Source organism: Paenibacillus sp. FSL P4-0081 (genome assembly GCF_000758565.1).
In the GTDB taxonomy this organism is placed as follows: Bacteria; Bacillota; Bacilli; order Paenibacillales; family Paenibacillaceae; genus Paenibacillus_AQ; species Paenibacillus_AQ phytohabitans.
The window spans coordinates 1,053,734-1,065,925 of record NZ_CP009280.1; the positions used below are offsets into that span (position 1 = coordinate 1,053,734).

11 protein-coding genes and 1 rRNA gene are annotated in these 12,192 nt (G+C 51.5%); 10 read left to right on the forward strand and 2 right to left on the reverse strand.

Going from position 1 to position 12,192, the window contains the following annotated elements:
• The first annotated feature begins 7 nt into the window (after window positions 1-7).
• The 4 genes from P40081_RS04550 to P40081_RS04565 all read left to right on the forward strand — a co-directional run bounded on the left by P40081_RS04550 (window position 8) and on the right by P40081_RS04565 (window position 3,076).
• Window positions 8-448, forward strand: a complete 441-nt coding sequence (locus tag P40081_RS04550; protein ID WP_042133669.1) for a HEAT repeat domain-containing protein — start codon at window positions 8-10, stop codon at window positions 446-448.
• Window positions 449-524: 76 nt separating this feature from the next.
• A complete protein-coding gene (locus tag P40081_RS04555) occupies window positions 525-1,484 on the forward strand; it encodes a DUF561 domain-containing protein (protein WP_042133671.1) in 960 nt (319 codons plus the stop codon).
• 20 nt (window positions 1,485-1,504) lie between these two features.
• Complete coding sequence (locus P40081_RS04560; RefSeq protein WP_042133673.1) at window positions 1,505-2,077, forward strand: hypothetical protein; 573 nt, start codon at window positions 1,505-1,507, stop codon at window positions 2,075-2,077.
• 108 nt (window positions 2,078-2,185) lie between these two features.
• Window positions 2,186-3,076: a CPBP family intramembrane glutamic endopeptidase gene (locus P40081_RS04565; RefSeq protein WP_042133675.1), complete on the forward strand. Its 891-nt coding sequence runs from the start codon at window positions 2,186-2,188 to the stop codon at window positions 3,074-3,076.
• Window positions 3,077-3,234: 158 nt separating this feature from the next.
• Here P40081_RS04565 and P40081_RS04570 read toward each other — a convergent pair whose 3' ends face one another.
• Window positions 3,235-4,770: an acetate--CoA ligase gene (locus tag P40081_RS04570; protein ID WP_042140744.1), complete on the reverse strand. Its 1,536-nt coding sequence runs from the start codon at window positions 4,768-4,770 to the stop codon at window positions 3,235-3,237.
• Between the two features lie 295 nt (window positions 4,771-5,065).
• Here P40081_RS04570 and P40081_RS04575 point away from each other — a divergent pair, with 295 nt between their 5' ends.
• From P40081_RS04575 to P40081_RS04585, 3 genes are all read left to right on the forward strand, one after another.
• Window positions 5,066-5,893 (forward strand): methyl-accepting chemotaxis protein, encoded by an 828-nt coding sequence (locus tag P40081_RS04575; RefSeq protein WP_042133677.1) that lies wholly within the window; start codon window positions 5,066-5,068, stop codon window positions 5,891-5,893.
• Between the two features lie 189 nt (window positions 5,894-6,082).
• Window positions 6,083-6,622 (forward strand): GNAT family N-acetyltransferase, encoded by a 540-nt coding sequence (locus P40081_RS04580; RefSeq protein WP_197074382.1) that lies wholly within the window; start codon window positions 6,083-6,085, stop codon window positions 6,620-6,622.
• A gap of 121 nt (window positions 6,623-6,743) precedes the next feature.
• A complete protein-coding gene (locus tag P40081_RS04585) occupies window positions 6,744-7,460 on the forward strand; it encodes a stalk domain-containing protein (RefSeq protein WP_042133678.1) in 717 nt (238 codons plus the stop codon).
• 157 nt (window positions 7,461-7,617) lie between these two features.
• Here P40081_RS04585 and P40081_RS37240 read toward each other — a convergent pair whose 3' ends face one another.
• Window positions 7,618-7,743 carry a DUF4023 family protein gene (locus tag P40081_RS37240; RefSeq protein ID WP_076248006.1) on the reverse strand — a complete coding sequence of 42 codons (126 nt, stop codon included), beginning with the start codon at window positions 7,741-7,743 and terminating at the stop codon, window positions 7,618-7,620.
• A 279-nt stretch (window positions 7,744-8,022) separates the two neighbouring features.
• Between P40081_RS37240 and P40081_RS04590 the strand changes: the two genes are divergently transcribed.
• The 3 genes from P40081_RS04590 to P40081_RS04600 all read left to right on the forward strand — a co-directional run bounded on the left by P40081_RS04590 (window position 8,023) and on the right by P40081_RS04600 (window position 11,948).
• Complete coding sequence (locus P40081_RS04590; protein ID WP_052421666.1) at window positions 8,023-8,670, forward strand: TetR/AcrR family transcriptional regulator; 648 nt, start codon at window positions 8,023-8,025, stop codon at window positions 8,668-8,670.
• Window positions 8,671-8,710: 40 nt separating this feature from the next.
• Complete coding sequence (locus P40081_RS04595; RefSeq protein ID WP_231575284.1) at window positions 8,711-9,886, forward strand: Acg family FMN-binding oxidoreductase; 1,176 nt, start codon at window positions 8,711-8,713, stop codon at window positions 9,884-9,886.
• Window positions 9,887-10,390: 504 nt separating this feature from the next.
• A 16S ribosomal RNA gene (locus P40081_RS04600) occupies window positions 10,391-11,948 on the forward strand.
• Window positions 11,949-12,192: the final 244 nt, after the last annotated feature.

A 12,192-nucleotide genomic window follows, 5' to 3' on the forward strand; every position in this document is an offset into this window, starting at 1 on the left:
GTATCGTTTGAATAATGAAGAAGTAATCCAAGAGCTGCCAGAGAATTATGAGGAACTGAAGAAAGCCGCCGGCCGCTCCGCGGATTGGAGAGCGCGTCTTGAAGCAGTGGAAGAGCTGGGCCGCTACAACCACAAACAAATTATTGATATCCTTAATCGTCTGATGATCAGCGATCCTGTATATACCGTTCAAGAAGCCGCGTACAACAAGCTGAGAGCCTTCGGCGAAGAGGTCAAGGTTCCGTCGAAGAATAAGGCCGAGCTGTTCAGAGGGGTATCGAAGATTATTCTGCGGATTAAGAAGAGTCTTCCGAAAGACCATTCTTACGAAGAGTTCAAAGAGAAGCTGAAGAAGATGCGGGTTGACGTCTACGATGCCTATGAAGGCGAGAAGGGCGAGAATTTCGATGAATGGCTGGAGAAAATGTGGGTTTCGGCCACCAAATAGGTAGAGCACAGCAAGCGGAGAGATGGGGGAGCCTTCCTTATCGATCCGCTTTTTGATGTGATAAGGGGGAAGGATTATGAGTATTGCAAGAATGCTGGGGATCACCTACCCGATAATCCAGGGGGCCATGGCGCAGATTGCCTACGCCGAACTGGCAGCAGCGGTGTCGAATGCGGGGGGGCTGGGAGTCATTGCCTCCGGCGGGATGAGTGCGGACCGGCTGCGGGAAGAAATTCATAAGTGTAAAAGCCTGACGGCTAAGCCCTTCGGCGTCAACCTGATGCTGATGGCTCCCAACCGGGATGAACTGGCGCAACTGGTGATAGACGAAGGCGTTAAGGTCGTGACCACAGGAGCGGGTTCGCCCAAGAATTACGTGGGGATGTGGAAGGCAGCAGGTATAGTGGTCATTCCTGTAGTTCCTTCTGTGCAGATTGCGCGGAAAATGGAGGCGCTGGGAGTCGACGCGATTGTGGCTGAAGGCACAGAGGCGGGCGGTCATGTGGGCGAGACTACAACCATGGTGCTTGTTCCACAGGTTGCCGATGCTGTAGCCATTCCCGTTATTGCTGCCGGCGGAATCGCCGATGGCCGGGGAGCGGTGGCAGCTTTTGCACTGGGAGCGCAAGGGGTGCAGGTGGGCACACGCTTCCTGGCGACAATCGAATGTCCGGCCCATGAGCAGTTTAAGCAGGCGGTTGTTGCCGCACAAGACGGCGATACGCTGGTAACCGGCCGTTCGCTTGGTGTTCCTGTGCGCAGCATTAAGAACCGTATGACGCTGGAGTACATGAGGCTGGAGAAGGGCGGGGCGGGTAAAGAGGAGCTGGAGGCACTGGCAATGGGCTCTCTGGGCCTTGCGGTCCGTGACGGGGATACAGAGAACGGTTCGGTAATGGCCGGCCAGATTGCAGGGCTGGTACGTGAGATTACCACCGTGCAGGAGGTCATCACCTCCATGTTCACAGAGGCTAAGACCGTTGGCCGCAAAGTATATAAAATGACCGATGATGTTCATACAGGCGCACTACATTAATCCAAGAAAAGGATGATTTCATGCTTACCCATAAATTTCAGGAATTCCTGGAGCTGTCCGCGCAATTGCGGCCTGGCTACACCGCCAGTCTGGGCAAGGCCCCGGCAGGAGGCAGTGCCGCTATTTCAGAGTATGCCCCCGAGGTTCCTCCGCTTTTACAGGCAATCTATGACACCGTTCTGGGAACGGGCAGCAGCGAAGAGGACCCCAGCCTGGTTGAATTCATTCCGGGCTACCGGCTGATTCATATCGGGGAATACGGCCAGGAAGTGGCGCTACTGTCAGGCATCCTGCAGGAGAAGGGCTATGCCCGCGGCGGGGTCGTGCTGCCGCTGCTGACTAACTACGGCAGTGATTTTATCTGCTACTACCGGTCTGAGGATGGGGTCGAGCGGGTATGCGACCTGCTGCATGACTACGGCGATTTGGTGACCATGTATGATTCACCGGGGAAATTCCTGGAGACCCTGTGCGAATTCTATAAGCAGGAGGTATATTTCCTGGATGAAGAGGGTTACCTGGACTGCGATCTGGTAACGGAAGGCGAGGTAGGAGCGGCGCTGAATCCGGATGCGAAGTACTGGTCGGAGTAAGCAGCTGCGGCTCTGGATTATTTTGCATATATTCAATTGTTTTGCAGGGCCCTTCCCTTTCGGTCCGTCTAACGGATGAGAGGATGAGGAAGGGAAGGGTGACTGCACATGCAATTTCTATTCAGGAACCGGAACGGGCAGCTCAGAGCAGGCTGGGAGATTTTATGGGTCGGCGGGGCTATTGCGCTTCTGACGGTAATAGTCTCCTTTGGTCTATCGCTGCGCGTGGGTTCCACAGGACTATTCGATCCGGACGGCTGGGTGCGTGTCTTCAAATCTACAGCCATCTATTCGTTTATTGTCGTGTGTTATACGGTACGAATAATACATAAGCGTCCGCTGTCCAGCATTGGACTGTCCAGGCCTGACGGCAAGCGGTTCGCTGCCGGCTTCGCAGGCGGAGCACTGCTGCTATCCTCCGTTCTGCTGGTGTTATGGGGTCTGGGGAATGCTGTGGTTCAGGGAGAGTGGTCACAGCCCCGGTTCGGACAGCTCGATGCGGCGGATATTGTGATTACGGCACTGCTGGCCGGAATCTGCGAAGAGGTGATCTTCAGAGGATACCTTCAGCATCTGCTGTCCTCAAGGCTCGGTATTCCGGCCGCAGTGGGCCTGACCTCCATCTTCTTCTCGCTTGCCCATATGGCGAATCCAGGATATAGCTGGATCAGTGGACTGAATATCGTGATTATCGCTTTAATCTTCTCTTGGGTGACTCTCCGGACAGGTAATTTGTACGCTGCGATGGCGCTGCATATTTCCTGGAATCTGTTCCAGGGCTACATATACGGCGTTGCGGTGAGCGGGAATACGCCCAAAGGTATCTATTCGGTATCCTTACAAGGAAATGAGCTGCTGACCGGGGGCAAGTTCGGCCTGGAAGGGAGTCTGGTTACCACACTCATTCTTGTCATTCTGTATACAGCGTTGCTGCTTCTGTCCAGCGGCAAACGCGGTACAAGGATACAGAGACAGGAAGGTTCGATTCGTATTCGTTAGAGCTTAAGGCTGTCTTGAGGTAAAAGCACAAAAATCCCCGTTCCTACATCACTGTAGGGACGGGGATTTTATTGTTTCTCCAATTCATTAGGAACTGCCCTTATCGGCGCGCTTCCAGTCAACAGGAGCCAGCCTGCTGCTGCCGGCCAAGCTGCTGCTTACTCTTGCGCAGCCTTCTTCTCCTGCTCACGCAGCTCGATTCTGCGGATTTTGCCGGAGGTCGTCTTCGGCAGATCCGTAATGAATTCGATTTTGCGCGGGTACTTGTAAGGTGCAGTCTGTTCCTTGACATGGGACTGCAGTTCTTTGGCCAGCTCCGGTGTGCCGGCATGGCCGTCCTTGAGCACGACAAAAGCTTTGACGACCGAGCCGCGGATCTCGTCAGGACTGGCTACCACTGCGCATTCCTTGACAAGGTTATGTTTCATTAATGCTTCTTCTACTTCAAACGGCCCGATGGTATAACCAGAGCTGATGATGATATCATCCCCGCGGCCTTCGAACCAGAAGTAGCCGTCCTCATCCTTGCGCGCCCGGTCGCCGGTTACGAAATACTCCCCGTGTGAGCAGTTTGCTTTGCGCTCCGGATCTTTGTAGTAATTCTGGAACAGGGCAGGCATGCTCAGGTGCACGGCGATATCACCTACGACCCCGGCAGGCAGCGGATGTCCTTCCTCGTCGATTACTTCAACAATACCGGGAGCAATCGATTTGCCCATGGAGCCGACACGGATCGGCTCATCCTTCAGCGCCGCGATGATCAGGGTGCTCTCTGTTTGTCCATAGCCGTCGCGGATCGTAATATCGAAGTGCTGCTGGAAGGTGTGAATGACTTCCTGATTCAGCGGCTCACCGGCGGATACCGCACAACGCAGATTCGACAGATCGTACTGGGCGAGGCCTTCAGTCTTGGCCATCAGACGGTACTCTGTAGGTGTGCAGCACAATACCCCGATCTTCTCATCCTGCAGCAGCTGAAGATAACGGTCCGGATGGAAAGGGCCATTATAGACGAAGCCGGTAGCCCCGTTGCCGAGTACAGTGAGGAATGGACTCCAGATCCACTTCTGCCAGCCCGGTGCGGCCGTTGCCCAGACGGTATCCGATTCACGGATATCCAGCCAGAGGGAGGAGGTGATCCGCAGATGCGCATATCCCCAGCCGTGGGTATGGACTACGGCCTTCGGGTTGCCGGTTGTACCGGAAGTATAGGCCAGGATGGCGATATCGTCCCGGCGGCTGGCAACCGCAGGGAAGGAGTCAGATTGTCCGTCCATCAGGCCTTCCAGGTCTACCCAGCCGTTGCCAAGCTCAGCTTCGCCGACAGACAGGCGATAGTCCAGGGCAGGCAGATCTTCGGCGATCTTGTTCACTTCGCCGGTAACCTCCGACCAGACAATGACCGCGCGGGCTTCGGAATGGCGCAGCCGGTAGGACAGATCCTTGGCCCGCAGCATTTCAGAAGATGGAATAACGGCAAGTCCCAGCTTCAGGCAGGCCAGATAGATGACGTAGGCGATAATGCGGCGTGGTACCATAACCAGGACACGGTCCCCTTGCTTCAGACCGAGGCCTGACAGCCCCCCCGCCAGACGGTTAGCCTGAGCCATAAGCCGTCCATAGGTGATTTCTTCGAAATCCCCGTTCTCTTGTAACCATTTAAGAGCAATCTTATCTCCAGGATGCTGCTCCATTTCCGAAGTGAGATTGTAGAATTCAGGTGCGATCCAGCGTTGATTATCCAATTGAACCTCTCCTATGCAAACATGATGATGTATCTGATAAATATAGTATAGCACGTTCTCCTAGTACCAGATGCTAAATCCCCGTAACGATACAGAAGAATGTTCTGTGACAGCTTTTATTTTGAACATTCTAATCTTGAAGGGGAGAACCACATGATTTTCAGAAAAATTCAATTCCCCTTTTCATTAAGTGATATAATCAGACCTGAATATTTGAAAATTACGGAACAGGCGGTCGATAGTTATGCTGGAGGATAAACAGGAGGATAAGCTTGGGCAGCTGCAGAATGTGCTCAGTATGATTCAGAATACGTACCCCGAGGATGCTGCCCTGGTGCTCGCGGATACGGACAAGGTGCTTGCTTATCTTCCCGGTGAGAAGATTGATCTTAAGGTTCCGGTAGGCGCACCTATTGAGAAGTTCAGAGGTACTGTGTCGTATGCAGCCCTGGAGACGGGCAAAGTGCAGCGCGAGGAACGCGGCCCGGAAGCTTTTGGCATATCCTATCTCTCAACGGCAGTCCCGGTCATGCGTGAGGGTGAAGTCATTGGTGTTATTGCAGCGATGGTATCCATTCACAAGGCGGCAAGGCTTCAGGAGGGTGCACAGGAATTGTCCTCCCTGGTGGAAGAAATGACGGCGACCTCCGAAGAAGTGACCCGTTCCTCCATGGGAATTACCCAAAGACTGGACGAATTGGTGAGCAGCTCGAATTCTATGGTTCAAGATATCGAGAGCAGCTTTGAGATTCTGTCCACCGTCAAGCGGATCGCTGACCAGTCCCATATGCTCGGGCTTAATGCGGCAATTGAAGCGGCGAGAGCCGGTGAGCAGGGACGGGGATTCGGCGTGGTGGCGACGGAAATCCGCAAGCTGGCTAATGACAGCCACGCACTGGTGAAGAACATCCACAGCCAGCTGGCAGGGATGAAGCAGTCTATTCTGCAGATGGACCAGTCTATCCAGCACATCATGTCATTCTCACAGCATCAGGGACAATCCATGCAGGAGTTAAGCCGGGCGTTTGAGCATGTGGCCGGGACCGCGAATGATTTATCCAATATGGACTAGGCCCGGACGTATATTATAAACTGCAGCCGCAACAACCCTCAGATGATGCCTCCGGGCATCTTTTTTATATAAGCAGGTCCAGACATGTCTAATGTTGCTTCCCATGAAGTTATTCATACAGGAATTACGGGTAAAATAAAGAGCAAGACGCTTCACACAACAGAAACAGCAGAAAGCGGGCAGCAGAAAATGAGTAATCAGTCGCCAATCAGCGGAACAACCTTTGATGAGATATTCGCAATTATGGAAGCTTCTTTTCCGGTAAGTGAGATCAGAACCTATAGCGGGCAGCGGGCTTTGCTGGCGAATCCGAATTATCACCTGTATACCGAAAAGGATGCAGAGGACCGGACGCTCGCTTTTATGGCCGCCTGGGAATTCCCTGAATTGCGGTTTGTTGAGCATATTGCCGTTAACCCGGATATACGGGGCGGGGGAATCGGCAAGAAGCTGATGAACCGCTATATCAGTCGTTCGGACAAGCCGGTGGTGCTGGAGGTGGAACTGCCTGAGGGGGAAATGGAACAGCGGAGGATCGGATTCTATGAACGGCTGGGCTTTTATCTGAATCCGTACCCTTATGTGCAGCCGCCGCTGCGCGCGGGTCAAGCTGATCTGCCGCTGCGCATTATGACCTATCCCCGGCCAGCTACCCTGAAGGAATTCCAGCGGTTTAGGGATATCCTCTACACCGAGGTGTATCAGATTACGGTCCCGAACAGCCGTTAACACCTGGTGCAGATTCGGAATTACTTCTTTACAATCCGGATACAAGTTAGAAACAAGTTAATGGTTTAATGAATCTATAGCAAGGAACACTACAACAACACACACAAGGGAGACGATATTAATGAAGAGCAAAAAAATGATCATAGCAACCATGGTATTCGGAATGGCTATTACGGGTTCAGCAGGTGTATACGCAGGAACGAATATGCAGAAGATCAGTGCGTACCTGAACCACAGCATCGGCTTCAAAGTAAACGGAGCGGCTTACACGCCGGTAGACGGCAATGGCAAAACACTGTCACCAATTACTTATAATGATACAACGTACCTTCCGGTCCGGGCACTGGCGGATGCACTGAAGGTGCCGGTAACATTCAATGCTTCTACTAACCAGGTCATTCTGGGCGGCGGAAAGGTAACTACAACACCGGATAACGGTTCAGCTATTGCTTTAGCGGCAGTACAATACAGTGCAGCACAAAAAGAAGAGATTACCAAGGCGTTCGCCGCCTACCAGGGCTTTGAAACAGCTTATGCTCCGGCCCAAATGATCAGCGGGGATGCATTCCAGAAGGTTGTGGGCGGAGATGACGGCGTAAGCTTCCTGTTCAATAAAATGCGGGTGAATGTATCCCCGCGTGATTATTCTTACGATTATAACGGAACTACCGTGAAGCTATCCAACGGAACGGAAGCGAAGTGGTACACCCCTTCAGATACGGCTATGCTGACCTTTGCGCTGGCAGACCGTTTTGTGACTATCAGTTCGCCGGATAAATCACTCAGCAAAGCACAAATCGAGAAAGTAGCTGTAAGTGTAGCGAAATTGAGCAAATAATCACTACTGCTTCTATAGAGATAGAACACACAGAGAAATCTTCAGAAGCATATTTATAGAATGTTCTTATAGTAAAAAGGGATGTCCGCAGAGCCAGCTGAACTGGTCCTTGCAGACATCCTTTTTTGGTATACAGCTCCTGGCTGAACGTTGTAGCCTATTTATTGGTGCTGTGCTGTTTGTTCGCCAGGCGGGCACCAGGTGTTCCTTTGCCCCGGTTTCTGTTCTTCAGCGCTTTCCGCTGATTCTCCTGGAATTTCTCCACGAATTCATGAGTGTCCATTGCGGCGGTCCTCCTAATAGTTTGCTCAGCTTAACCTCTGTGAATGTACTTCGATCAATACCCACTTCGGAATCATGAGCTTCAGTGTTATTAAGCATGGCTTTAAAAGCAAACGCTTAAGTTTGGTATGTTTACTTTATCCACTTCGGACCCTTCTCATGCATGGCTTGTTTCTTTCGAATGTAACCAACCTCATAGACATCAGGACCCTAAGAAGCGCAAAGTAAACTAATAGTTTACTTGACTGCACTGCCGTGCAGATTGAAAGGAGGCGAGACTGTGGGAAGCAGCGAACGCAAAATGAAAGAGAAGGAGCTCCGCAGGAACGACATTATAGAAGCTGCGGAGACAGTCTTCTTTGCCAAAGGGTATCAGAATACGACCATGGATGACATTGCCAAAACAGCGGAATTCAGCAAGAGAACGCTATATGTATATTTCAACAGCAAGGAACAGCTTTACTTTGAGATCATGATCAGGGGCTATAGATTGATGCAAGGGATGCTGCAGCAGGAAATGCTCGAGACGAAGACCGCGAATGCCATAGACAGCCTTGTGCAAATGGGCAATGTTTTTTACCGTTTCAGCAAAGTGCACCCGGAATACTTCAAGGCCATTATGGAATACGAGACCGCAGAGATTGACTTCGATAGGGGAATCACGGACGCCTCCAGAGAGGAATGTTATGCCTTGGGTGAGACGATGACAGAGTACTTAATCGGGCTAACCCGCAAAGGGATAGAAGAGGGCGTAATCCGTAAAAGCCTGAATCCAGTCGAAACCGCGCTGGTGCTGTGGTCTTGTGTGATCGGTGTTTTGAATACGGTCCGGAAGAAGGAGAATTATCTCAGGCAGATGCATTCGACAACACCGGATGAACTCGTAATGGCAGCCTTCCATCTGATGGTTGAGTCTATAAAAGTCTAGAGGAGGGGGTCCATTGAAAGGAAAGAGGAGTTTTAAAATATTGAAGCTAATTATTTCGTTTACTGCCGGGCTGGTCCTTGCCGTGTTTGCCTTATTAATGTTCCTTAGCGGAGTCTTCAGGCAGCAGGATTACTTGCAGCCGTGGAGTCAAGGGTACTCCGCAGCTATGACAGATCCCAGAGTGAGACTGGCCGCACATGGTCTGCTGGCCGCAAGCGGGCATAATATGCAGCCTTGGTTAATCAAGCTGGATCAGAAGAACGATAAAGTGTTTACACTATATGCTGACAACAGACGCCTGTCTCCGGCGGTGGATCCTGAAGCAAGACAGTTAATGATTTCGCAGGGAACCTTTCTGGAATATGTACGGATTGCAGGACAACAGCTTGGATATCAGGTAGACATCAAACTGTTTCCTGAGGGACGCTATGATGAGAGCAGGCTGGAAGAGAGTATGGCCAGCAAACCGGTTGCACGTCTTACGCTCAATAGCATAAGTCTGGTGAGCCAGCCGCCGCTCTACAATTATTTATTCCAGCCGGATACCAATAGGGGACCTTATACTTCCGATAAGCTCAGCCCGGTTCAATTGAAGGGACTGCAGAGTATTAATTATATCAGCGGTCTGAAAATGAACATCGTTCAGGATGCCGGCAATATGAAGATATTGGGAGACTACGCCGAGAAAGCGGCAGTAATAGAGGCTGGTGTAGATTCTGTGATGCAGGAATCCGCACGGATCTTCCGCACCAATGAACGGGAGAAGAATCAATTCCGCGATGGATTCTCTGTAGAAGGACAAGGAACTAGCGGTATTATGCGACATATCCTTCAGGGTGCAGTAACTCTGTTTCCATCCCTAAATGAAGGAAAAGCTGCTTCGAAGCAGTTTATCAACTCCACAACTGCTTCGGTCGAGAGTACTCCCGCGTACGTGCTAATTATCAGCAATGACAACAGCCGGGTCAGCCAAATCCGGAGCGGCATGCTCTACAGCCGGTTAACCTTGACCGCCCACCTTCAAGGGCTGGCTATGCAACCATTAAGCCAGGTGCTTGAGGAATATCCGGAGATGAGCAGATTGTACAGCGGGATTCACCGCGAATATGCCGCTCCCGGTCAGACGATTCAGATGCTGGCCCGTGTGGGAACTCCGCTTAAGACAGGGCAGCTTAGCATGAGGCGTGATGTGCTAGAGCTGCTGGACGATAATTAAGGCCGTAATTCTGCTAGAGAGTAATAAGCCTTCACTCTGTGGATATTATCTATCCTGTTGGATTAACTGATACATTGTGTCGGAAGGAGTACTGTGAGTGCGGTTCGCCGCACTCCACGCATTATGGGCACAATCCGTGAAGAATCTGGCGTTCAAGGGAATGCACAAGATAGTTTCAAAATAAAGCTTGCAAAGAATTCCTATACATGATATATTCTATTTCTGGCCGCGAAACATCAACGCCGAGCTCGAAAAGAGGTTGAAAAAAAGAGCTTGCATTGATCGGTTGGATGTGATATATTATAAGAGTTGCTGGTGACGCGGTAAGCGGCGCTGACAACGAGCTTGATCTTTGAAAACTGAACAACGAGTGAGTGGGAATTCACGAAAGTGACTTCCAAAAATGATGAGTTTCACAGCGTCTTGTACGCTTTGGAAATCTCATCGTGAGAATGAAAATTCTCGTCAGATGTTTCAAAATGAGCAATCGCTCTTTCTAAATACAATTTGGAGAGTTTGATCCTGGCTCAGGACGAACGCTGGCGGCATGCCTAATACATGCAAGTCGAGCGGAGTTTGAATGGAAGCTTGCTTCCATTCATGCTTAGCGGCGGACGGGTGAGTAACACGTAGGCAACCTGCCCTCAAGACTGGGATAACTACCGGAAACGGTAGCTAATACCGGATAATTTCTTTCCTCTCCTGAAGAGAGAATGAAAGGCGGAGCAATCTGCCACTTGGGGATGGGCCTGCGGCGCATTAGCTAGTTGGTGGGGTAACGGCTCACCAAGGCGACGATGCGTAGCCGACCTGAGAGGGTGAACGGCCACACTGGGACTGAGACACGGCCCAGACTCCTACGGGAGGCAGCAGTAGGGAATCTTCCGCAATGGGCGAAAGCCTGACGGAGCAATGCCGCGTGAGTGATGAAGGTTTTCGGATCGTAAAGCTCTGTTGCCAGGGAAGAACGTCCGGTAGAGTAACTGCTACCGGAGTGACGGTACCTGAGAAGAAAGCCCCGGCTAACTACGTGCCAGCAGCCGCGGTAATACGTAGGGGGCAAGCGTTGTCCGGAATTATTGGGCGTAAAGCGCGCGCAGGCGGTCATTTAAGTCTGGTGTTTAAACCTTGGGCTCAACCTGGGGTCGCACTGGAAACTGGGTGACTTGAGTACAGAAGAGGAAAGTGGAATTCCACGTGTAGCGGTGAAATGCGTAGATATGTGGAGGAACACCAGTGGCGAAGGCGACTTTCTGGGCTGTAACTGACGCTGAGGCGCGAAAGCGTGGGGAGCAAACAGGATTAGATACCCTGGTAGTCCACGCCGTAAACGATGAGTGCTAGGTGTTAGGGGTTTCGATACCCTTGGTGCCGAAGTTAACACAGTAAGCACTCCGCCTGGGGAGTACGGTCGCAAGACTGAAACTCAAAGGAATTGACGGGGACCCGCACAAGCAGTGGAGTATGTGGTTTAATTCGAAGCAACGCGAAGAACCTTACCAGGTCTTGACATCCCGATGAAAGCATTAGAGATAGTGCCCCTCTTCGGAGCATCGGAGACAGGTGGTGCATGGTTGTCGTCAGCTCGTGTCGTGAGATGTTGGGTTAAGTCCCGCAACGAGCGCAACCCTTGACTTTAGTTGCCAGCAGGTGAAGCTGGGCACTCTAGAGTGACTGCCGGTGACAAACCGGAGGAAGGTGGGGATGACGTCAAATCATCATGCCCCTTATGACCTGGGCTACACACGTACTACAATGGCCGGTACAACGGGAAGCGAAACCGCGAGGTGGAGCCAATCCCAGCAAAGCCGGTCTCAGTTCGGATTGCAGGCTGCAACTCGCCTGCATGAAGTCGGAATTGCTAGTAATCGCGGATCAGCATGCCGCGGTGAATACGTTCCCGGGTCTTGTACACACCGCCCGTCACACCACGAGAGTTTACAACACCCGAAGTCGGTGGGGTAACCCGCAAGGGAGCCAGCCGCCGAAGGTGGGGTAGATGATTGGGGTGAAGTCGTAACAAGGTAGCCGTATCGGAAGGTGCGGCTGGATCACCTCCTTTCTATGGAGAATCGTCACCTGCAACGGTGACATTCAAATCGGAAGTATTACTTCCAAAACGAACCTTAGGGTTCAAACACTCACTCGTTGGTCAGTTTTGAGAGTTTAAGCTCTCATCTTTAAACTGTCTGAATTTTCGAACATCACAGTCGTGATTGTCCCGAAACTTCAGCACCTTGATCCTTGAAAACTGGATACCGAAACGAATTTGCGTTTTAGAACATCTTTTAGCTGAAACTTGTGTA

Excerpts from the sequence above, each read along its gene's own strand:
- P40081_RS37240 (WP_076248006.1), bottom strand. The coding sequence starts at position 7,743 with ATGGACACTCATGAATTCGTGGAGAAATTCCAGGAGAATCAGCGGAAA.
- P40081_RS04555 (WP_042133671.1), top strand. The coding sequence starts at position 525 with ATGAGTATTGCAAGAATGCTGGGGATCACCTACCCGATAATCCAGGGG.
- P40081_RS04560 (WP_042133673.1), top strand. The coding sequence starts at position 1,505 with ATGCTTACCCATAAATTTCAGGAATTCCTGGAGCTGTCCGCGCAATTG.
- P40081_RS04580 (WP_197074382.1), top strand. The coding sequence starts at position 6,083 with ATGAGTAATCAGTCGCCAATCAGCGGAACAACCTTTGATGAGATATTC.
- P40081_RS04570 (WP_042140744.1), bottom strand. The coding sequence starts at position 4,770 with ATGGAGCAGCATCCTGGAGATAAGATTGCTCTTAAATGGTTACAAGAG.
- P40081_RS04565 (WP_042133675.1), top strand. The coding sequence starts at position 2,186 with ATGCAATTTCTATTCAGGAACCGGAACGGGCAGCTCAGAGCAGGCTGG.
- P40081_RS04585 (WP_042133678.1), top strand. The coding sequence starts at position 6,744 with ATGAAGAGCAAAAAAATGATCATAGCAACCATGGTATTCGGAATGGCT.
- P40081_RS04575 (WP_042133677.1), top strand. The coding sequence starts at position 5,066 with ATGCTGGAGGATAAACAGGAGGATAAGCTTGGGCAGCTGCAGAATGTG.